At 53.7% G+C, this 20264-nt stretch carries 35 protein-coding genes and 1 tRNA gene; 18 read left to right on the top strand and 18 right to left on the bottom strand.

Annotation, left to right across the window (positions count from 1 at the left end):
• The first annotated feature begins 208 nt into the window (after positions 1-208).
• The 3 genes from IPI29_08580 to IPI29_08570 all read left to right on the top strand — a co-directional run bounded on the left by IPI29_08580 (position 209) and on the right by IPI29_08570 (position 1998).
• Complete coding sequence (locus IPI29_08580) at positions 209-526, top strand: hypothetical protein (GenBank protein MBK7412593.1); 318 nt, start codon at positions 209-211, stop codon at positions 524-526.
• Positions 527-607: 81 nt separating this feature from the next.
• Complete coding sequence (locus IPI29_08575; protein MBK7412592.1) at positions 608-1090, top strand: hypothetical protein; 483 nt, start codon at positions 608-610, stop codon at positions 1088-1090.
• A 674-nt stretch (positions 1091-1764) separates the two neighbouring features.
• Entirely contained in the window at positions 1765-1998 is a 234-nt protein-coding gene (locus IPI29_08570) for a hypothetical protein (protein ID MBK7412591.1), read from the top strand.
• Here IPI29_08570 and IPI29_08565 read toward each other — a convergent pair.
• A complete protein-coding gene (locus tag IPI29_08565) occupies positions 1992-2258 on the bottom strand; it encodes a hypothetical protein (GenBank protein MBK7412590.1) in 267 nt (88 codons plus the stop codon). The genes IPI29_08570 and IPI29_08565 overlap by 7 nt on opposite strands.
• Before the next feature lie 32 nt (positions 2259-2290).
• On the opposite strand from IPI29_08565, the gene IPI29_08560 reads away from it, so the two are divergent.
• From IPI29_08560 to IPI29_08525, 8 genes are all read left to right on the top strand, one after another.
• On the top strand, positions 2291-3010 hold the full coding sequence (locus IPI29_08560; GenBank protein ID MBK7412589.1) for a phage tail tape measure protein: 720 nt from the start codon (positions 2291-2293) through the stop codon (positions 3008-3010).
• The gene (locus IPI29_08555; GenBank protein ID MBK7412588.1) at positions 2940-3308 is read left to right on the top strand and encodes a hypothetical protein; all 369 of its coding nucleotides are present in this window, start codon (positions 2940-2942) and stop codon (positions 3306-3308) included. Before IPI29_08560 ends, IPI29_08555 begins: the two co-directional genes overlap by 71 nt.
• Positions 3226-3936, top strand: coding sequence for a hypothetical protein (locus IPI29_08550; protein ID MBK7412587.1), 711 nt, complete (start codon positions 3226-3228; stop codon positions 3934-3936). Before IPI29_08555 ends, IPI29_08550 begins: the two co-directional genes overlap by 83 nt.
• A 234-nt stretch (positions 3937-4170) precedes the next feature.
• Complete coding sequence (locus IPI29_08545) at positions 4171-4416, top strand: hypothetical protein (protein MBK7412586.1); 246 nt, start codon at positions 4171-4173, stop codon at positions 4414-4416.
• Positions 4413-4712: a hypothetical protein gene (locus tag IPI29_08540; GenBank protein MBK7412585.1), complete on the top strand. Its 300-nt coding sequence runs from the start codon at positions 4413-4415 to the stop codon at positions 4710-4712. Before IPI29_08545 ends, IPI29_08540 begins: the two co-directional genes overlap by 4 nt.
• 2 nt (positions 4713-4714) lie before the next feature.
• Positions 4715-4981 (top strand): hypothetical protein, encoded by a 267-nt coding sequence (locus IPI29_08535; protein ID MBK7412584.1) that lies wholly within the window; start codon positions 4715-4717, stop codon positions 4979-4981.
• A complete protein-coding gene (locus IPI29_08530) occupies positions 4978-5691 on the top strand; it encodes a hypothetical protein (protein ID MBK7412583.1) in 714 nt (237 codons plus the stop codon). The genes IPI29_08535 and IPI29_08530 overlap by 4 nt, the downstream gene beginning before the upstream one ends.
• A 660-nt stretch (positions 5692-6351) precedes the next feature.
• Positions 6352-6705, top strand: a complete 354-nt coding sequence (locus IPI29_08525) for a hypothetical protein (GenBank protein MBK7412582.1) — start codon at positions 6352-6354, stop codon at positions 6703-6705.
• Between the two features lie 774 nt (positions 6706-7479).
• On the opposite strand, the gene IPI29_08520 is transcribed toward IPI29_08525, so the two are convergent.
• The 9 genes from IPI29_08520 to IPI29_08480 all read right to left on the bottom strand — a co-directional run bounded on the left by IPI29_08520 (position 7480) and on the right by IPI29_08480 (position 10981).
• Positions 7480-7716 (bottom strand): hypothetical protein, encoded by a 237-nt coding sequence (locus IPI29_08520; protein MBK7412581.1) that lies wholly within the window; start codon positions 7714-7716, stop codon positions 7480-7482.
• Positions 7713-8102 (bottom strand): hypothetical protein, encoded by a 390-nt coding sequence (locus IPI29_08515; protein MBK7412580.1) that lies wholly within the window; start codon positions 8100-8102, stop codon positions 7713-7715. The genes IPI29_08520 and IPI29_08515 overlap by 4 nt, the downstream gene beginning before the upstream one ends.
• Positions 8099-8437: a hypothetical protein gene (locus IPI29_08510; protein MBK7412579.1), complete on the bottom strand. Its 339-nt coding sequence runs from the start codon at positions 8435-8437 to the stop codon at positions 8099-8101. Before IPI29_08510 ends, IPI29_08515 begins: the two co-directional genes overlap by 4 nt.
• On the bottom strand, positions 8421-8636 hold the full coding sequence (locus tag IPI29_08505; GenBank protein ID MBK7412578.1) for a hypothetical protein: 216 nt from the start codon (positions 8634-8636) through the stop codon (positions 8421-8423). The genes IPI29_08510 and IPI29_08505 overlap by 17 nt, the downstream gene beginning before the upstream one ends.
• 713 nt (positions 8637-9349) lie before the next feature.
• The gene (locus IPI29_08500; GenBank protein ID MBK7412577.1) at positions 9350-9568 is read right to left on the bottom strand and encodes a DUF5131 family protein; all 219 of its coding nucleotides are present in this window, start codon (positions 9566-9568) and stop codon (positions 9350-9352) included.
• On the bottom strand, positions 9565-9750 hold the full coding sequence (locus IPI29_08495) for a DUF5131 family protein (protein MBK7412576.1): 186 nt from the start codon (positions 9748-9750) through the stop codon (positions 9565-9567). The genes IPI29_08500 and IPI29_08495 overlap by 4 nt, the downstream gene beginning before the upstream one ends.
• On the bottom strand, positions 9675-10040 hold the full coding sequence (locus IPI29_08490; protein MBK7412575.1) for a DUF5131 family protein: 366 nt from the start codon (positions 10038-10040) through the stop codon (positions 9675-9677). Before IPI29_08490 ends, IPI29_08495 begins: the two co-directional genes overlap by 76 nt.
• Before the next feature lie 98 nt (positions 10041-10138).
• On the bottom strand, positions 10139-10414 hold the full coding sequence (locus IPI29_08485; GenBank protein MBK7412574.1) for a hypothetical protein: 276 nt from the start codon (positions 10412-10414) through the stop codon (positions 10139-10141).
• 87 nt (positions 10415-10501) lie between these two features.
• Complete coding sequence (locus IPI29_08480; protein MBK7412573.1) at positions 10502-10981, bottom strand: hypothetical protein; 480 nt, start codon at positions 10979-10981, stop codon at positions 10502-10504.
• On the opposite strand from IPI29_08480, the gene IPI29_08475 reads away from it, so the two are divergent.
• Positions 10975-11169, top strand: coding sequence for a hypothetical protein (locus IPI29_08475; protein ID MBK7412572.1), 195 nt, complete (start codon positions 10975-10977; stop codon positions 11167-11169). The genes IPI29_08480 and IPI29_08475 overlap by 7 nt on opposite strands.
• A 1-nt stretch (position 11170) precedes the next feature.
• Here IPI29_08475 and IPI29_08470 read toward each other — a convergent pair whose 3' ends face one another.
• From IPI29_08470 to IPI29_08440, 7 genes are all read right to left on the bottom strand, one after another.
• Positions 11171-11563, bottom strand: a complete 393-nt coding sequence (locus IPI29_08470) for a hypothetical protein (protein ID MBK7412571.1) — start codon at positions 11561-11563, stop codon at positions 11171-11173.
• An 80-nt stretch (positions 11564-11643) separates the two neighbouring features.
• Positions 11644-11880: a hypothetical protein gene (locus IPI29_08465; GenBank protein MBK7412570.1), complete on the bottom strand. Its 237-nt coding sequence runs from the start codon at positions 11878-11880 to the stop codon at positions 11644-11646.
• A 645-nt stretch (positions 11881-12525) separates the two neighbouring features.
• Positions 12526-12735: a hypothetical protein gene (locus tag IPI29_08460; GenBank protein MBK7412569.1), complete on the bottom strand. Its 210-nt coding sequence runs from the start codon at positions 12733-12735 to the stop codon at positions 12526-12528.
• A 187-nt stretch (positions 12736-12922) separates the two neighbouring features.
• Positions 12923-13255 (bottom strand): hypothetical protein, encoded by a 333-nt coding sequence (locus tag IPI29_08455; protein ID MBK7412568.1) that lies wholly within the window; start codon positions 13253-13255, stop codon positions 12923-12925.
• A gap of 211 nt (positions 13256-13466) precedes the next feature.
• Entirely contained in the window at positions 13467-14186 is a 720-nt protein-coding gene (locus IPI29_08450; protein MBK7412567.1) for a hypothetical protein, read from the bottom strand.
• A gap of 375 nt (positions 14187-14561) precedes the next feature.
• Positions 14562-14819: a hypothetical protein gene (locus IPI29_08445; GenBank protein MBK7412566.1), complete on the bottom strand. Its 258-nt coding sequence runs from the start codon at positions 14817-14819 to the stop codon at positions 14562-14564.
• Between the two features lie 41 nt (positions 14820-14860).
• Positions 14861-15112 carry a hypothetical protein gene (locus tag IPI29_08440; GenBank protein ID MBK7412565.1) on the bottom strand — a complete coding sequence of 84 codons (252 nt, stop codon included), beginning with the start codon at positions 15110-15112 and terminating at the stop codon, positions 14861-14863.
• Between the two features lie 260 nt (positions 15113-15372).
• On the opposite strand from IPI29_08440, the gene IPI29_08435 reads away from it, so the two are divergent.
• The 6 genes from IPI29_08435 (at position 15373) to IPI29_08410 (ending at position 19435) form a co-directional block, all read left to right on the top strand.
• Positions 15373-15606 (top strand): hypothetical protein, encoded by a 234-nt coding sequence (locus IPI29_08435; protein ID MBK7412564.1) that lies wholly within the window; start codon positions 15373-15375, stop codon positions 15604-15606.
• Between the two features lie 556 nt (positions 15607-16162).
• Entirely contained in the window at positions 16163-16579 is a 417-nt protein-coding gene (locus IPI29_08430; protein ID MBK7412563.1) for a hypothetical protein, read from the top strand.
• A gap of 102 nt (positions 16580-16681) precedes the next feature.
• A complete protein-coding gene (locus tag IPI29_08425; protein MBK7412562.1) occupies positions 16682-16909 on the top strand; it encodes a hypothetical protein in 228 nt (75 codons plus the stop codon).
• A gap of 435 nt (positions 16910-17344) precedes the next feature.
• Positions 17345-17536, top strand: a complete 192-nt coding sequence (locus IPI29_08420) for a hypothetical protein (protein ID MBK7412561.1) — start codon at positions 17345-17347, stop codon at positions 17534-17536.
• A 656-nt stretch (positions 17537-18192) separates the two neighbouring features.
• The gene (locus IPI29_08415; GenBank protein MBK7412560.1) at positions 18193-18366 is read left to right on the top strand and encodes a hypothetical protein; all 174 of its coding nucleotides are present in this window, start codon (positions 18193-18195) and stop codon (positions 18364-18366) included.
• 538 nt (positions 18367-18904) lie between these two features.
• Complete coding sequence (locus IPI29_08410; GenBank protein ID MBK7412559.1) at positions 18905-19435, top strand: hypothetical protein; 531 nt, start codon at positions 18905-18907, stop codon at positions 19433-19435.
• A gap of 699 nt (positions 19436-20134) precedes the next feature.
• Here the strand turns inward: IPI29_08410 and IPI29_08405 are convergent.
• Positions 20135-20200: transfer RNA gene (locus IPI29_08405), tRNA-Lys, on the bottom strand.
• Between the last annotated feature and the right edge of the window lie 64 nt (positions 20201-20264).

The raw sequence follows: 20264 nt of genomic DNA, 5'->3' as shown, positions 1-20264 counted from the left end.
GGGCTCAACGCGGGTCGCGCCGTCTATGCAAGACCACGGTCGGTCGTAGGGGCTACCAACAACAACCTGTGGTATCTCCCGCCGACGACATTCGCCGCTCTCACCGACGAATGTATGATCCGCGTTGGGGTGATGAGTAATTCGACCGACGTGCTACCATTCAGCCCGACCCCCCACACCACTTGATTCCTATGACGGAGACAGCATAATGTGGCTACGCTACAAGTACAACTCCGCAGACGTGTACAGCTACGTGTGGATCACGGACGCCCACAGGCGTGAACGCCCGTTGGTGGTACGTGAGCAATCGGAGTCTCTCCGCAAGAACATCCAAGTGCGGACGTTCTCACGCAGGACGATCTACGACGTGACGTTCTCGCCTCTCTCGCTTGTCGATCCAGCGAAGATGACAGCCCTCAAGACGTTTTTCGGAGCGGTGGTAACGGAGGATACACCCAACGTCAACAGCAGTGGGATGGCCACAGCCCGCGAGCGGGTGGGTAGCTGTTTCCGTGGACGGTGGTGAGTTGCCCGTCGAGTACGTCGAAGACATTGACCTCTTGCCCGAAGTGACGTTGACCTTCACAGCATTGAGCGGGAACTGACCATGCCCTACTTTCAGAATTACAACGAAATCAAACTCTACGGCATCCACGAAGCGACGCTCAACACAACGACGATCAAACACGTAGAAGCCGACAGCGAGTTTACCCTAGAGGGCATTACACGGCGCAACGGTAGGGGCGTGGAAGAGATCGTCGCTTACCGCGCAAAGGCCGTGCTGTACGTACCCCACAACAGGATCGAGAACTACGCCTCGGAGATCGCCAACATCAGCGCGACACTTACCGTATCGACCCTCGTTGTCAAGAGCAAGGTACAGGACGTGCAGGACGTGTACTTCAACATCGAAATGATGAACAGCTACCTGTCCTCACAAGGCATCCTCATCGGAGCAGGGCAGAGCAAGGTCGATGTAGAGACGGTATCAGGGCGTATGCGTTTTCGCATCGAAGTGGAAGCGATGTACACGACGGGGATCACAAGCAACACGCAAGCATGGAACTCACTTTTTGTTGACATGAACTAAGGAACAGGACATGGCACTCGGTAAGACAATCTTCACGGCGGGCGATACGACGCCTCGTCTATGACTTCGACACGTTGACGATGTGGCAGGCGAAGATGGTGGAAGCCGTCTATGCGTTTCAGGCCGACGTTGACAGACGACCACCTACGTCGTTTGAAGAACTCGTAAACGTAGGGACGCCATGAGTTTCAGGTGAGGACGCTTTCGTTCTTGCTCCGCAAGCAGACGGAGCAGGGCGTCGAGGAGCTTCGCACGATTGCAGAGGCGAAGGCGATTCAGAATGTGATCGAGACGATGACGGCTCTGGAACATCGAGAAGCTCGATGAGTGTGGTCGCAGATTTTTTCGCGGACGCCGGGTCGTTATATGCCAGGTTGCTCGTGCGGCAAAAGTACGAATTCAGAATGACGCTCGACGCATCCATGTTCAACGAGAAGGAGCAAGCAACGGAGCCACAAGAGCCCGTAGCATCCTAGACGAAGTTCGAGAACGTGAGGAACGGTACTCGGCGACGCGAAAGAAAGGAGAGCAGGAGCGCAGGCAACGGGCTCTCCTCACCGACCCCACGTTTTGGGCGTTGGCGCAAGGTGATGTGACGAAGCTAGAGCAGGTGTGGCACTTGCCGTTGCACGTCGCGATCCCCGCCCTCGTCCGCTTACTCGGAGAATAACGCAATGGCAAGCTACGCCGAAGTCAATATCCCGCTCCGCCTCGATCCTGTCCTTGACGTTGCGAAGATCAACGTATTCGTTAAGGCATTGAAGGCGTCGCTCGGTCAGTACGGCAAGGATATCAAACCTCCCCGACGGCGCGGCGATACAGAAGGAACCTCGCCAAGCTCGCCAAGGAGACCGACAAGGCGGCGAAGATCATTAAGCCCGCGATGGACAACATCCACAACTCAATGAATCAACCATTGGGTACGAGGACTTCCTAACGCGGCGAACTTCACGACGGTACTCCACGGCATCAGTGAGTCCTCGGTGAAGTGAGCAAGGCGTATGCCGACTACGAGAAGGAACTTGCTGCGGTAGGAGCGATCACGGGTCTGGGGGGGAATGACTTGCAGAAGCTCGGTAAAGATGCCCGTCACCTCGCCGACGAGTTTGGTCAGGGCGTCAACACGGAGTTGAAGACGTACCAATTCTTGCTCGAAGATCGGTCCCACAGCTCGCACAGAATCAGGAAGGTCTCACCAAGATGGTGAAGACGATCAACCCGTTTTGCTGCTGCTGGTGGTGTCGAAGCGCAGGAAGGGGCTCTCGCCCTCTCGGACGCGATGTTGCAGATGGGACTCGCAACGACGCCGACAAGGACGCCGAGACCATGATGAACATGGCGAACGCAATCGCGGCTGGTGTGAAGGTCGGTGCTGCTGAAATCCCGCAGATGTCCGAAGCGATCTTGCAGGTCGGCGCGGTGTCGAAGGAAGCAGGACTCAACATCAACGAGTTGAACGCTACGTTGCAGGCGATGGCTGTTGGTGGTAAGTACGGCGCGGAAGCTGGTACGGTACTCCGCAACATCCCTCACGAAGATGCAAGGCATGGCAGGGGAGGAAGCCGAGGAGTTGTCGAAGCATGGCCTCACGGTCACAAATCCTCGTCAACGTTGCAAGGTCAAGGTATCGGCGCGCACTCACGCCCTGAAAAGTCGTTTGACTCGAACAGCAATGCCGCCGAGCGCAACGCCTCGATCATGAAAATCTTTGACAAGTACAACGGCGCGGCACTGATGGGCTTTCTCCGCAAATGTCGATACGTTGAAGATGTATCAGACCGAGATCGACCGCGTGGTAGCGCAAGGGGACGCGGCAACGGACGGCGTTATCGCACAAGCGGCGATCCGCATGGACACGGCAGATACGAAGCTCAAGAAGTTCGCCTCGGTGATCGAAGAGCAGTACATCAAACTCGGTGAGGCCGCAGGTCAGGGCTTCTCCGTTGCCGTCGGTGGTGCGACGAAGATCATGCCTATCGTGTCTTCGCTCAACGCCATGAAGCACCTCATCCCGCAAGAAATGATCGGCAACGTCGCGGGGTTCTCCAAGTCGATCCTCGGCACAATGATCCCATCCCTTCGCGCCCTCGACGGTGCGATTTGCAAGACCGTCACAGGGCTCGGTTCTCTCAAGAATGGTCTCGATCGCCCTTTCGTCAGGGGGCTTCCAAGCTATCATAGCCGTGGGAGCCGTTGTAGCCGTCGTAGCGGCAGTTAAAGCCCTCACCGACGCTTGGCATACCACGGCGGAAGAAAAGCTCGCAGGAGCGAAAGCAGACGGCGAAATGATAGCGTCGGCACAGAAAGCCGTGAACGCCCAGATCACGTTGATCGGTGTAAACAACGAAGCCATCAATCAGTACGCTGAATTGGGGGCGAAGGCCAACCGTACAGCCGAGGAGCAGGACGCATTCGAGAAGGCGACGATGAGCGTCGCCCGATCGTTCCCCCATGCGTGGCAGGCGACGGCGACGTTTGCCGAGAATGTCGATGCCCTCAAGAAGAAATCGGCAGAAGCCGGAGGGCAACTCGACAACCTGATGAAGAAGAGCGAGCAACTCGCAGCGAAGGCAGCAGAGAACGACAAGTATCAGATCAGCTCGGTGTCGATGTTGCCAAGGAGGACATCGAGGATGCGTTTGCCGATGCTGGTTCGATTTCTCCTGCAAGGGTGCGGACTGGCTGTTCGGTACGTCCACGTCGCGTCAGATCGGCGAAGGGTTCACCGAAGCGTACAGCAAGGGTATCTACCAAGCCAAGTCAGCGCCCGAAGTGGAGCAGGCAACAGCATTGTTCCAAGAGGAAGTAGGGAAGCAACTTGCCGACGCTGGCGGTCTCTCGAATGAAGAGAAGAAGGCGATCATGGCCAAGATTAGGTCGTTCGGTGACGCCCGTCTGTCCCAACTCGAAGCCGATGGTAAGAGAGTCCGCGCAGGTCGAAGCATCGTACAACCCGCGCCGTTGGCTACTACGAAGGTCTCACGCGGGCAGGGTTGTCGAGTGATGAAGCTGTCTCCAAGGTAGCGACGCGGATCGGCATAACCACCGACGAAGCGCGTAAGCTCCTTGCTACCGACGCTATGAAAAAGGTCTCGACTGACGGACGGGCGACGGAGAACCAAGTGGCGCAGATCGCCAAGCAGTTTGGGTTCTCGGCAGACCAAGCACAACGCCTCGCCGATCAGATCGCCCGCGCCAATGAGGAAGCAGGCAAGATGCCCGTGCCTCGCGATGTCGGTGAGATTTACGATCAACGGGCGAAGTCCGTTGCTGATGCTATCGCCAAGCAAGAGACGGAACTGCGGGCTTGGAATATCAGAGGGTGATCCGCTCGAAGAAAGACAAGAAGAACATGGAGGATGCCGTCATCGGTGAGACGAACGCATCGTTGGCGCAGAAGCTCGACACTGGTAATCGTACATTGAAAAAACTCCGTCAGCAGAAAGAGGAGTTGGACGCGATCAACAAGAAATTCGAGAAGCCGACGGCATCGACAAAGACGAAGAAGGACAAGGACGAGGAACTCGAAGCGTTGAAGGTTGCTAAGGCGAAGGCAGAGACAGCCGACGATATGCTCACCTCGAAAACAAGATCACGGCCTTGCGTAAGGGGCGTGAACTGACGGTGTACGACGAACTTCGCAGAAGCCAACCGCAAGCAAGCAACAGCACAGATGGTGTTGGACGCGGCAGAGAAGGAGTAGAAGACTTTCACCACCGTCACATCGTAACGGCAAGCAGGAGATCGTCAAGCTCTCCGACGAACGTGAGAAGGCATGGCAGGACTACTCGCGACTCTCCGCAGGGGGCGAGAAGGATGCTGGCTGTTGGGGCAGTTGACCGTCGAAGTGAAGGTCAAGGCGGATCGAAACAAGTGGATGGAAGAGCTTGAGAAGACATCTGCATGGGCTCGAACAGACGAAGCAAGACTTCGAGGAAGGGCTGATCCCCGCATCGCGCTACATCGCCGTCATCGAAGCCAACTCGGAAGCACTGCGGGCGAAGTTGCCGTTCCTCCAAGGAGACGATGCCCGTAATGCGATTGCACAGATACGGATGTACGGCAACGAGATCAAAGGCATCAACGACAAGTTGACAGAGGCCGCGTTCCAACGTCGGAAGATGGCAGAGGAAGCAGACTTCAACAAGTGGCAAGACACGTACAAGTCGTGGAATGACTCCCTCGGTCAGATCGTCGAAGTGCAACGCAACATCATTACGTCGGGCATGGAGGCGTCACAAGCGCAGTCGATCAAAAACCTCGACAACCTCAAGGAGCAAGCCCTTCTCACCGAGGCGGATTATCAGTCAGCACGGGAGACGCAGGAGAAGAAACACCAAGAGCGTCTGTTCGCCGTGGAGGAATACTTCAACGCGAAGCGCAAACTCACAGAGCTTGACGCGGAGCGGGAGAACAACAGACGGTTGTTGGATCGCGCCAAGAAAGACGCCGAACATCAGAAGGCAAAGTTCGGTCAGACAGCGATGAGTACAAGAGCGCACTCGACGAAGTGGGTCGCTTGGAGTCAGCCCTTGAGGACAAGGCGTATCGGATCAAACAACTCGGAGCGTCCCTCGGTGACGGTCTCGCAGAAGCGGTAGGGGGAGCGTTCGAGGGGAGCGGTGAGAAGATGAAGGAGGGCTTCCGCTCGATGCTCATGGGCATCAGTGCGTTCCTTGAGAAGCTCTTGTCGGCTCTCGTTGCCAAGTCGGTCATGGACTTGTTGTTCGCCGCTCCAAACTCGGTTGTTGCCCTCGCCCTCGCGCCCGTAGTGAAATCGGGGAACCATATCGGCTCCTGCAAGTGCGACGGGATGACCCATAACCTTGAGACCATTGCTTCGACGGCGTACCATCGGCGTAGCTCACGCGGGAGTGTCTCGTCACGCATACGTGACAAGCACCAGTCGAACCACCATAGATCGAAGTGACGGCTCATCACTCATCTCCTTCGGCGTTGGTGGTGTGTTGTGGCTCTTTCGGAACATCGTTTGGAGTCTGTCCGCTTTATCGTGATCGAGGCTGGCCTTCGTAGCGCGAGAATCTCAAGCGAGAGTCTTAGATTGAACATGGCGTCACTGGTGTACGATCTCGCGATCGCAGCTTTTGTAGGTTTCACGCTTTGGTCTGCGTCGTTGCACAATCTTCATGGCTATGTGGCCTTTCGTTGTTTGCGTTGCTTCCGTGTGCCTTTGCGCTTGGATGGTGGGGCTCCTTTTGCCCTTGACGCTTACACGCTTCTCACCGCGTGTAACTGCCACTTTGACTGTCTCGCTTGAATGGCGGTTGCGACCTGCCATCGAAGGCATGACCCACCTATCGCCATCATTGCGAGTAGCTCGTATGGGATTCTACCCATCACACGCCTCCTTCTCTTGGTATGACCTGTTGTGGCTTGCACTTTGCGTGACGCTTCGTGAACGACTTACTAACTGCAAGCCAATCGTCAACGTACATCGGCAGTGCGGGCAGGTACGTGTCCCCACAGTTCAGACATCGGAATGCCCCGCCGATATTCCCATCGAGAACGATGTGATCCGTCTCACGCTTGCTACTCATCCGCGCCCCTCCATGCCGAGGGCTTTGGTGTCCCTTTCTGCACATTCTTTGCACTGAGTCTTACACCCATGCACAGGTATGTTGGGTCTGTGTATCTCGTAGCAAATCCACGTCTTAGTTGCCATCGCCTCCGACTCGTCCGCACCCCCTTTCGGCATCGGCAGGGCTTCAATCGGTAGCCATGCGTTGAAATGCTGACCCCAATGAGCACGGATTACTTTACCTCGTCGTTTGATATACGCCTCAAACACAGAGTCGTATGCCCATGCCTCATCCTCGTCACCATACCCATCCCCCACCTCATCGACCCCCGGCGGCTCTGTTCGTGGTTCGGGGGCGAGGATGGCGATATTTCTTCCACATCGTTAGGTACTGACCACCTACCGAGTTCAGTCACTGCATCAAGTATCGCTTGAACCGCCTCCTCGCGTGTCATTTGCTTGCTCATGGGGTTGCCTTTGGGATCTATTGATTCATGTTCGCCAACCATCTCCAACATCGTCCCCAGTGTTAGCTCGGTACTTGTCTGTCCATGCGTATACGGCCTTGTTTAGCAGGTGCATCAACTCAGTTACTTGCTCATCAGTGGGGCTTGTTATTTCGCCGTATTCGCTAATGGCCTCGCAGTTGTCTTCCCTAAGCAGTTTTCAAGGAACTGTTCGACGTCTTGTTCGTCAAACTCGAAGCTCAACAGCGCGGTCTTTGCTTGGGTTATTACAAAGGGTTCGCCCTCATGGTAGCTTACACCTTTGCTTATGCACTGTTCGCGTGTATCGTGAGGGCCAAAACCACTGTTCGGCCTCATCACTTTCACCGTGCCACCATTTCGGTTCATTCATTACATTGCTCATGGGTTGCCTTCAATTCAATGGTAGGTGTTACAAGTGTTGGCCTGTTCTCTTTGGACGATACGCCGTCCCTGAATCCAAGCTGATACTTCGCTTGTCCATGCTTTTCAACAAGCTCTGCATAGGTGTCCATAAGGTCATCCTCCTTACGCTGTTCCCAACGCTCTCGTATCAGAAACGTAGCGCAGATTATTGCGACTATAATCGTTGATTCAATCATGGTTGTTTCCCTTGGTTGGTTGGGGTGTCGATCTCAATCATACTCAGCACGTGTTGGGTGTGGTGGGCTTGGCACGCGGCTTTGGCGTCGTCTAATTCATTGAAGTACCCGGGAGGGATTAGTTCATGTGAAAACATCGCTCTCCAAAAACCAAATTCAGATGTCACTACGTACCTCTCAGAACGCCACATATAAGCGGTTTTGTACTCTACCCACTCCAACGCCTTGACTTTGACCTTGGTCGCTCTCAAGCGTAGGGCTATCTCACGCCTCGCCTCGATGGTGTCTTCCTCTGTGTTGCAGATGTAGCTCTCGTGGAACGTGTAGCCGTGTTTCGGTTCGATCCATTCAGCCAACTCCTCGTTGCTTCGCTCACTCATGTTCATGTCGCTCCTCCTTGCATTAGTTCGCCTGTAAGACCTACGATGTAGTCCAAGGCGTGGCTCATTGATTCTTGGCTGTTCGATCCGTTCCAGTATTCATTGATGGACACGATAGCGTCCTCTAGTTCGCGGTTGCGTTTCTTCAACACGTCGATCTCCCGCAAACGCGAAGCGACCTCGGTGAATATCTCAGAGCCATCACCATCGGGCTCGATGCCGTACGCTTCGATCAGGGCGTCGAGTTCGGATTCGTCGTACTCGATCTGATAGCCGTGTCCATCAGGTTCGCCAACTGCTCTTCTGTCAAGTCTTTCGGCGTTTTCATTCCAACCCCTCATCCATCGCTTCAATGAGACTGTCCGTGATCCGCAGAGCGCGGAGAATGATTACGGGCCTGTCTTCCTTGGAGAAATCGTCCATAGTCCCGCGATCAGAGCCGAGAGTACCTCCTTTGCCATGGTCTCTCGCTTCGTCATTGGGTGTGGTGTGATTACGGTTGCTTTTACCGTTTGGGTTGTGGAGGCCAGTGTTCGGCATCGGGTTGTTCCTTTTGGTTGTGGTGTCGGCAATAGTCCTCATCTGCGTTGAGTTGCGGTTCAGGTGGGGTAGAGTAGGGACTGCTAGGGTTAGAACAGAACTTCCCACCGTGTTCGTGTTCAAGCGCGAAACGGCAAGTTCGGCACTTGGATGTCCAAGTTTTACCTCGTCATCAGTCGCTACTTCGTACGGGAACTTGCCATCAGCCCATAGACTGTATGCGTAGAGTGTCGCTGAAGCCCTTCGCATTCTTCATCGCTCTACGCATCAGCAAACACCTCACGCAAGTAGGCGTGTTCTGTGCAGTCGTCGCATGGCGGGGCGATGTGGCATGAGCAGTTCGGTGATGGTGGTTCCTCAACAACGTCGAGGAACTCCTTGCAGGGCGTCGTAGAGTTCACGGTGCGCCTTGTCAACTTGGCAAGATTGATGCCGTCTTGCCGAACCTCATGGGCATCCTGATAGATATTCGTTTGGGCTCGTTGTGTTCAGACATCGGACTTCTCCATTGTTGTGCGGTTGCGTTGTAGTTCGAGATACCTCTTCTGCATACTCCTTGAGCGGTGCGTTCCTGCGACTTCATCAGAGCTACCCTTGGTACAGAGAAGCCCAATAGCGTACGCCCTCTTCCAAAGAGTGAACGTCCCTACCTCGGACAGCTACGAGTGCATTGCGGTCAATCTCTGATTGACGCCATTGGAGTGTGGGTTGGCTCATCCCGCCTTCTCCATGTTCTTGACTGAGTTCATGCTTGACCAGTCGTAGTACACTTCGGGCATAGCGTCGTGCATACAGCAGTCGAGCATACGCCCCGGCGAGCTTCTTTGCCTACACGCTGTCCAAGGTTGTCGTTTGCCCCATTGCTTGAAGAAGAACGGAGTGTGGTTGTCGAAGCATTGGTCACGGATTGCCGTTGCCCAACTGTATTTCATCGGTCTCGCGTTCGCCCTGACTCACCGCCGACGATCACCCAATCAATGCCCTTCGAGATGTCGGTAGTGATGTGACCGAGGAGGGGTTCCGCGCTGACGAACCGCGTCAGGCACTTCGTCTCCCGCAGAAGGAAGATGCGTTCCTTCGCCTCTTCTCGTCCTCGATACTTGTACCCATCCACACGTTCGACGGGATAGGCCACTTGTGGGAGAACTCCATCATGCGTCGAGGTCTCTTCGTGAGGACTTGGAAGATGTGGTGATCGGCTTCCAACATGACCTGCATGATGTGACGGATCACGTCGTCGGGAATGTCTCCGTGGAACAAATCGCTCATTGAGTTGACGAAGTACACCGTCGGCGTTTTCTTCCGCAAGGGAATGTTCATCACCGACGGCGTATCGTGGACAGTGACTTGGAACCCGTTGCGGTAACGCCCTTCGGGTTGCATCCCTTGGAGACGCTTCGCCATTGTTTCCGCGTAGCAATTCTGACAGCCAGGACTCACTTATTGCATCCTGTGACGGGGTTCCGTGTCTCCCGTCCATTCGATTTTTGATTTCGTCCCCATTAGAATCCCTCTCTTGCGTGTTTCCTTACTTCGGTGTTTGTTGTTGGCACGTCATCGCCCCTGTCATCATTGCGTACAACCCACGGGGCTTTCCCGCCAGTTGGTTCGTAGTCGCCGTGTTTGATGAGGAGGTACGCTTGACCGCCTTGGTTGAACCCCTGCGTGTAGGCAAGTATCTTCCGCTCCATCACTTCCGTGACGACGAAGAGACAACCGCCGAACATTGGGTGTTGTGGGTTGACCTGCACGATGTCGTTGATTTCAGGTAGTGGCATTGTTGTTCCATTCTTCTTTGGTGCGTACTTTTTGCAAGGGCGAGTCCTTCGTCCTTCGACATCCAGTAGGTCTCATTGCGATACCACTTAGTCGATCAGCCCTTCAACCATTACCGTCGCGTACTCTTCCGCGTGTTTCTCACTCTTGGCAAGTACGTCCTCGTTGATGAAGAACAGACCTTGGGCTCCCAAGTTGTTGTCGTCGATGCTGATGTAGGCCACGTTGACGGCTAACCCAACACCAAGGGTGATTGCCGTGCGGATGCCAATGGTGAGAGCGTAGCACCACGAATCGCCGTCTTCGGTCACAACGTTCGCGATCCGCTTCCCGTTGATGAACACGGTGTTATCGTCGTCATTGCCTTCGTCTTCTCCGACGGAGAGATTGACCTGAACGGTGCATCGCCACAGGCAAGCGTTTTTCAGCGTGTCGAGGGCTTCACGGCGTAGCGTGTAGGTCGGCATCTGTTCGCCCATCACTGCGAGGTCGTCGTCGGACAGTGTTGACTCTACGGCTCCACGAAGGACGCTAATCGCTTCAAGTATTTCGGTTACAGACTTTGCCATCACGATTCCTTCCTAGACAGCATGAGGGATATGTACCAGCTATTGCCGAGCTTCACGGTTGTCGCCTTGGCGGTGATCGTCTCGTCCTTCCCACACTCTTTCATGTGGAAGCCAGCACTCTCCCTCTCGTAGTTCTCACCGAGCTTGCTGTTGACGGCAACTATCGCTTTGTCGGCCTTGCTCTTTGACTCATATTCGATGTAGAGGGTTACCGTCTTCGGCAGTGCCGAGTTCGTCGAATGCTACGACGGAGATCAGCAGCGTTGTCGGTAGCGTACGACACGCTTGGGCTGTCCTCCTGGTTACTTCACTCGGCTTCGTGTAGTTGTTACCCATCTTGTAGGTAACGACGCGCCGTGAGTCACCGAGGGTAGCGACGAGGGTTAGATCGTCGCAGTTGCCTTCGAGGAGGTTGTCGATCACGCCTTGGGCGTGTGCCGTGTAGGTAGAGACTACGAGGGCAATGATGAGTATGATGTTTTTGCGTCCGTTCCTTTGTGGATGTGGAGTGGTTTTGTTGACTTGTTTTTGGGAAGGGTCGGCTTGAAGTCTCGCCGTCCGTGGTCTTGGTACCGGTCCCATGATCGGCACCTATCTGTCGATTGTTGTGGTAAATCCCCGTGAGAGCCCCGTCGGGACTTCCGCAACAAGGGCAGTTCTTGTTAGCGCGTGACATGGTGATCCACCTCTACGTCAGTGGCAAACCCCACGAGGGAAGCGATCCATTCTTCGTCCCCATTGCTCACAAGGTAAAGGTCGTTCCCGCTGTTGTGGCGAACTAGTCGGAACCCATACGCATCGGCAGCAGAACACCGTTCCACTTGTGCCTGTACGTGTCGCGGATCATGTCGAGTATTTCTGTCCTTTCTGTGTGTGTTGACCTCACGTTCGGGTGGCATCGTAATAACCCGCAACCCGATAATGTGAGCCTACTCGTGCTGAGCTTGAATAGTGGCGTTGGTATCGCCTTGTTCCGCGCGTATGTGAGTGTAGTGTTCATAGTCTTACAATCGGCCGTACCGCCGTTGTCCATGCGCGACCGATTGTATCTTTTTCGTCCCTGTGGAATCTAGCATCATAGACGGTCATGCCCGCCTCGAGTTCAACCCTGTGAACGAGGCCGAGCATTTTACTTCCTAGGAGTTGCCTGTTTCGTCTGTGCCTTGACTGAGAGATTGGGGCGTCGTCTTCACCCCGCATCACCTTACCCGTGCTGCAATCGCCCTCCGCCATATGTTCCAACTGCGTACGGACCGGTTCGAGGGTGTGACGGTTGCCAGCCAGCGTAATCCCGGACAGGCTATGTGATCCGCGTTTGCGTGGAACACAGTTGCCGTGTAACCCCTACCGTGAGAACGTCTACGTTGATTACTGATAGGGGCTGTCTCGATGTCGAACCAGCCGTCGGGGGAGTATGTACTTACCTATTGCCGTCTCCTTCCTTGTCCACGTAACGCCGTTTCGCAGGCAACGTAGTCGAGCAGGACGTTATTGAGTTCACCGGTAGTTCTGTCAACACGCATTGCCCGACGTTCGGCAAGAAGTCAGTTGATGACCGCATCTTGTCTCTTCACAAGATCGCGGAGGACGGTCAGCTCTTTGTCCCGTTCGACCATCGCATGGTATTCATTCGTTGTCATTGTTGTGTCTCCTTGTCTTTGGCGTTGTGAATAGACTGAATCAATCGAGACCGATGCCAAACTGCGGAGCCCCTCACCGATTACCTTGTGTTCGCCGTACGTCGCTTCGTCCATCTTTTCTCCATCGAGACCAGCCCAATATCCTCCTTACTATGTTCCGCCGTGATTCTGTGCGCAGTGCGGTTGACGCGGAGGTAGCTGTTCTGACCGATCTGAATGACGGCTTGGGTAGGTGTCACACGAACCACTCGCTTCGTGTCCTGCCCCGCTTCGCTACTCATCGTCTTGTTGAAGTTCACGATCACCACGTCGTCAACATCGAGGGTGAAGTGATCCCGTTTGAATTGCAGTTCCCGCGACTTTGTCTCTCGTACTTCTTGTGCCACGCCCGCTCTTTAGTTTCTTCTCCAATTTGCTCCATGAGTTTGTCGATGTGGTCTTGGAGTGATACCGTCGTGCGGAGAATCTCAAGCGCAACCTCTACGTCCTTGTCCATCGGTGCGTGTTGTTGGAGAATCTCAAGCGTAGCCAACGCCCATAGACGTTGTTCTCTGTACCCAATGATCCCCGATTGCCTAGGCGGAAGGGGCGGTAGCAAACCGCCCCCTTTGCCGTTGTCTGTGTTCTCGTTCATGCGTTCACCTTGTCCTTTGTTGTTTCAATGATCGTACCCTCAACACCGAGTTCGTCGAGTGTTGGGAAGTCCTCCACGTCGCTACGTACAGGCATCAGCAAGAACCATATCGAGGATTCTGTCCGTGCCGTTGGTGATGGACGCCTCTGGAGACCTTGTTGGCTTCCTCCCAGAGGATAGAGTGTGGAGCCCTGCGATTTTGGAACGGATGTCAATGACTAGTTCCGTGAACCCCGCCAGTGAGTGCTACATGTTCAGGATCGTCCGTAGCAAGTCGGCATTGACGAACGATTCCTCTTACCACGGTCGATCGGGACAGTGCTGTGCTGTTGGTACACCGATCCGATAGGGGGCATCTCGATGTAGTTGGTAACTGTGTCCGTGTTTGTTCAGAACGCAGAGACCACGGCATAGAGATCGTTGTACGCTTCTCCGCCGAGTTCACAAGGTCGATAGCTTGGAGGGCTTTGGCTACGTCGAGGATGAACGTCTTTTGTACGTCGAGAGCTACCATTGCCCCCTTTGCCCATTGCTTGCTAAACCCTGCCATACGGGGGAACGACGGGACGACATTCCTCCAAGGGGGGAACGATTGTGTGCTGATCGTCTCTGTGTAGATCAATGCCCCGCGTTTCGTTACGTCATAGTTCCCCGTGTTGCTCCCTTGGATCGTCGGATCGTTCACAACGTCGGGGTTACGGTTGACGATAGCATCGTCTGTGGTCGTGAACAGCGTCGAGGCAAGGATGAAGCCGTTTGTAGTGACGGCTATTGTCTCCTTCGCCGTGTTGCCTTGTTCCAAGTGAATCCCGTGCATTACGGGTCGATACTCTTCGTCCGACGTGCAATCCTTCATGGCTAGGAACACGTCCGCGATGTTGTTGTCATTGAGATCGTTTGCCTGAAACCGTTTGCCCTTCGATGCTAACATATTGAGAACACCGACCCGCGAAGGTGTCTTGACTCCATCGTAGGAACGCAAGGACTTTCAGGGCTTTCACGATCCGAGCGGAATAAGCGTTGCCGATAGCGTCCTGTGCGTCATTGGAGTGCCGTGTAATCGTCCTTGAGACGCTTGAGCCCCGCACGTAGCACGGGTTCAAACAGTGGTAAGCTCTTGTTGTTTTGATGTCGTCCGTGAGACGTCGAACGATCTTCTTTGCGTTGTGTGTAATACCCGCTACAGAGTTTTGTTGTGCTAGTGCCGTTGCCACTGTTATGCCCTTTTTGGTGTTTGTTGTTGTTTCGTGTGGGTTGTGTTGAGCATAGAACTCCTGCCCTTATTACTCGCTACGGATTCGCATTGCTACGGCTTGACCTCGAAGTACGCTTGTTTTAGATCGTGGTCGTGGATCGAGTTTCCAACGAATGCTTCGGGGTGGTCTCGTTTGAACATGACGACCATGCTGTTTACCCAAATGATAAACCCACTCATGCCCTCGGCGTGGTCGTGTTCATACTGTGCTTCGGGCGTACGTCCGTTGTAGGTTGCATATGCCGTGTATTCCCGCGTGTACGTTCTCACATCAGCCCTGTTCAGAGAGTGGCATAAGCGTCGTCCCATAGTGTCGCGATTACGTGGTCAGGACACGAATATCGACCACTCTACCCGCTTCTACGAGTTGCTTTCTGATCGCGATGTCTTCCCGCGACGGATCGAGTTTTCCGCTTTGGGTGGTTGTGGGCTAGTATGATCGAAGTTGCATTCATCATAATCGCGCTACGGAACGTTTCCCTCGGTCGTATATCGACGCTGTTGACCGTTCCCTTTGTGACAATGTGAACCCCAAGGATTCGGTTTTGCTGATTCATTGGGAACACGAAAAAGTGTTCCACGTCTTCCAAATCGCGCAACAACCCTGCGAACGATAGAAGCTATCTGCTTCGGGTTCGTGATCAGTTCCTTGCCTTGGTAGTCGGGTGCTGAATCCCGTAGAATATTGATCGTTTTGATCTTGACCGTGTGATACGGTTTGAGTTCTCTGACTGTGGTTTCCATCGTTCCGCAATGGTATGTGAGTATTGAGTTGTTGTGGTCGGCGTTGCCGTCAACGATACTGTTCATCGGCGAGGGGGTTCATGTCGTCGTACATGATGTCGTCGGGGAATTGGAAACAGTGTTCTGTTTCGTTGACCATGCCGTTCAGTTCTGCGAGTGTATCGCGGATCGTCTTGAAGACGAAGTTACGGCTTCGCCGTCCACGAACACAGAAGGGACAACGATCACGCAATGGGTGTTGTTAGTTGTGCGGACTTTTTCAAACACTTCACCAGCTATTGCCATTCGTGAAGCCCGACCCTCGGGTGAGGATTGCTCGATCACATCGAGAAACTCAACATGGGGATCGTGAAAAACCTTCGGGTCAAAGTCGTAGTTGATTACGAGGAACACGTACGCCATTAAGGGGGCTGGCTTCCGCTTTCGTGATCTCTAGAATAGCGTCGCGTTTTAGACGCATGACATCGTTTCTTTTTCATCGTCCAATAACTCTCAAGTAGTAAAACAAACATGTTCTATTTGAACACATACAAACATAAACAAACAAAGGTATGTAAACAAGGGGTAAGTTTTAGGGGAGAAATGCCGTAGTGCTGTAAGTCTATATATATAAGGTACAAAAATAGTGTTTGCATTTGCTAGTAGTCATACCTATATATTTGCTTTACGTCTGAAGCGAGACACGTAAACAGACGGGATTTTCTCACATACTCCAAAGGGTCAGAAATGACTACAACAGCAACAAAGGGGAAGCCAAAAGCAAAGGCAACCCACAAACGAAGGGGAAGCAGTGAAGCCATCCCCAACAATCGCCCCGACCGAAAGCGATTGTGGAGACCAAGACGGCGGTAGTATTCAACATCGAGCCTGTCCACAAACAGGAACCGTTGACCGAGAAGGAGATTGATTTGCAACTCGATCTTTTGGTTCATGGTGCAGTGTTGGAGTTCCGACCGAAATATGAGTATGACGAAGGGGCATTCGTGGAACGTGCGACCGTGTGCGGAACAGGGTCAGAACGTCTCTATCGTTCGGACGAAGGGGACTACATTCACTTCGACGAAGATGAAGCGATCCGCGACATTATCGCGGAACGAAACGTCGTGATCTTCCCGCCGAAGAAACAACAGACATACGTGCCGATGAATCTCCGTGAAGGTTGCATCGTGTTGTTTCCTGACCCCCTCGACATCGACGGCATGAATTACCATCACGCTATGGTGGTTCTCAATCGCTATCAGGAAATGCGGTTGGTTGATCCTATAACGACCAACCCTAATGCCCCACGTATTCGACACGCTCATTTGCCAGTACCACGATGGTAACGCGAAAGTCCTTTGCGGAAAGGATACAGCGTACATCAACAAACAGCGTACGAAGAAGTAAGCCACCAACTCACATACTACCAACAACACAAAGACACGACCATGAATGCAATACTTATCAATGCAGGGCTTCTCAAAAACGTGAGTGGGCTCTTCACATGGGGCGATACTCAACTTCTCAGAGAGTTCGACGCCCAACCTGAAATGTGGAAGCAAACCCTAACCTTGCCGAAGCACTTGGATATGAGAAGACGGACGAGTACAAGAGAATCACTCTCTTGGTCACAGACTACATCACGATCCTTGGTCAAGAAGCCCACAACGCTCTGAAGTGGCTACAAGAAAACTGCGCGGACGACTGCGTGTACTTCCACTTTGTAGAGCAATGGAACGAGACGGGCGAGACATTTTCGAGGGTGAGCGGTTGCGTGTGGCATCATGGGCTCTCGGTCTCTCACAAGCCAACGCATTACACAGACGTACGTATTGACGTGGTGAAGGAGGACGGTTCAATCGGTAGTGTGGTGATCCCCGTGACCTACGCACAATTCGCAGTCCTCATGGAAGGGGATGAAACGGAATGCCCGTACACAGTTGTAGGGTCTGACCAACTCCAAGCGGACGACACTCTAACGATCTACGTCTCCCGCAAAGGGTACACGTACTACGGCAACGTACGCGAAGAGAAGTCCGCAATCATGCCCAACGGGACTGTTCACCAAGGGTTCACCACAATCTCCGCTTTGGTTTCACAGGAGTACGGTAATGGCATACGTCAGCAAAGAGAAAATGGAGCAGGTACGCAGAGACCTGAAAGCGGAGTTTCCCAACATCAAGTTCAAGGTGAACAAGTGTACGGGACACTCGACGATCTACGTCACGATTGTTTCAGCCCCCTACAGGTTCATCGACGCGGAGACACCGTACAAGGACGTGAGCCCTTGGCAACAGCAATAGAGAACGGGCATCGTATTGTCACTGATGGCGGGGTAGATATACCACGAGGAAGCCATTTGGGAGACCTGACATTCTCCTTCGCATCCTTGAGATTATCCATGTAGGCAACCACGACCACAGTGACATCTATACGGACTACTTCGACGTAGGGTTCTACGTGGACATCTCTATCGGGTCGTATAAAAACTTCGTTCGTCTTCACGGGCGAAGTGGCAAAGGGTCGCACGGACGCGACATGGCAACAAGCATTTGACATGACACACGAGGAGGCAGTCTGATGAGCTTCACACAAACAGCAAACATGACTCGGCCCTGATCTGTACTTCATCAGAAAGCGATTGAGGCAGGGTGTGGATCTGCGTATTCCGACTACCGACTACTCCCGCCCAATCAAACAGCCTCAACGTCATCGAGTATCAGCTTGGACGATTGATGGTAGAGGAAGCATCTATCCTCGCGAGGACTCCGACGGGAACCGCGTGGTTTCATCGACTGCTGATAGCGACCAGTAATCAACACCCCATGACACTTGCTACGTAGCCGACTACGGGCGACGATTGGGGCAAACGGAAGCTCATGGACGCTATTTCAAGGAGAACGAACAACTGAGAACGCAACACCGACCATAACGACTACAGCCGACCCATACCGTGTTCGTGGAACACGTCAAGGGAGAGAACGGTTGGGAAGAATTTTCACGCACCAACGACCTTGGCAAAGTAAGCCCTGCGATGGCGTGGTACTTCGGTCACATGATGCGCGAAGGTGCGGACTTCGTATTCATCGGTGACGTGATGCTCACTATCGAGACCGTGAAAGGAGACGGGTGAGACATGGCAATGATCCACAGACAACACCGTGAAGACGTGTACCGCCGTGCCATTGCATGGCCTGATAAGCGATCACGCTGGCACTTCATCGACGTTCCTACTACTCACTTACCTAGGGCTTGCCGAACCGTACAGGTACAGTCATCCTCGTGACCGCGCCGATGTTATGCGGTGCGTGAAACTCATCGAGTTAATCCCCGAAGTAGGGCAGACGTTTGAAGCAATGAACCAGTACCAGGAGTGGAAGGTGTACGGCGTACCCTCGATTGTGGCGATCCTCAATGCCAACGCAACAGCAAAGAGAGCGGAGGAGCAAAGCCATGAGTAAGGAATACGTCGTTTACGACTCACGGGCGCAGTATGATGTATGGGAAGCATCGGGTCAGCGCGCTACCGACTCGAAGGAGGAAGCTATCGAGTTCGCCAACGAACATGAATCGGGGTTTGTGGTAATGGAGTACGACGTGATCCCTAGCAGCCAGTACGAGCAACTAGGGCAACGGGCGTGTCATTCACACAGCAAAGAGGGGGTACTAACATGGCAACGCATAACCTTCTCGTTGTTGCCGACACAACATCGTTCCGCATCAAGCCACCGATCAACAAGAACCACACGCCCAAAGTGTCGGATGCTATGATCGAAGAGGCACAGAAGAAAATCAACAGCACTGACACTACGAGTGAGTACACCTTAGACTTGTTCGTTGTCCTCGACGACAGACTCCGCAAGTCGGGCTTGGCATCCCTCAAGATTTACAAGGGGAGCGGGCGACGCTATGATGGGGAAGAGATCGAGGAACCTGATTGTGAGATCGAGTGGTTCCTACCCAACACGCCCTGGAACTGCCGAAGGTTGGCAAGCAGATCGACGAGTTCGCCCGTCGGATCATTGTCGCATTCGAGGACTACTACTACACCACGGAAGACGCACTACAGCATGACAGCACATCGACCACCCACGTATCTACTCTCTGCACTTGGGTACTTGAAGATGCTCATGCGGGAGCGGAACATCACGGTACAGACCTTGCACGGTCATCGGGGCTTAGTCAATCAACGGTATCGTTGATCTTGAGTAAGCAACGCAACCATCGCATGAGTCTCTCGACAGGATCATGCGGGCGGTTGGGCTTCGTGTGACGATCTCGGTCGATATGCACAATCTCGACGCAGGAACCAATGACGTCGATCACGGCTGAGACGCTTTACGTAGTGTAGATTCATTCATCGTTCTCAAACGGCTGTGTTAGGAAGGAGAACGTAATGAAAGGGCTCCGCGATCTGTGCCTATTACGGACAGAAAATTCGCTCAATCTCTCTTGCATCGACGGCAGGACTGTTGACGCAGACGACGACGATCACGCCACGTACCTATTCACGGAATTTGTCGAGAACTCAAAGGTTCATGTCCTCGCGGCATTCTCGGACGGCACTCTGGCGGGTATTGGGGCAGACAAGCCCGAACCTGCTCATTCATGTGCGCCCCTGACGCTTCCCCGACACACTTCCGGACAACCAACGACGATAGCGGGAGCGATAGCGCGGCAGTCAGGTGTAACGCGCTTTTGTCACGAGGGCGTACCTGCCCTCCCCGGCTCCCCCCACCACCACCCACCACCCGGCAAGTATCTCGCGCATGAATTAACCGGGAGGTGGGGCCAAGGGCAACCACCGCGTCCCCGCCCATAGTTGCCACAATCTTGCCAAAAGTGTTTGGTATAATCGAGAAGAAGAATGCCAAGAATCAACGACTTTAAGGGGAAGTGGGTGATCGTTGGGACTCGAACCCAAGGCCCTTTGATTAAAAGTCAAATGCTCTACCAGCTGAGCTACGGGATCAAATGGACTGCAAAGTTACGGCTTCATGGGGAAATGAACGGAAGAGTTTTATTTTGAAT

The organism is Ignavibacteria bacterium (assembly GCA_016707005.1).
Lineage (GTDB): Bacteria > Bacteroidota > Ignavibacteria > Kapaibacteriales > Kapaibacteriaceae > UBA10438.
Note: the sequence above shows the minus strand (reverse complement) of the source record. Positions and strands in the feature narration are given on the sequence as shown.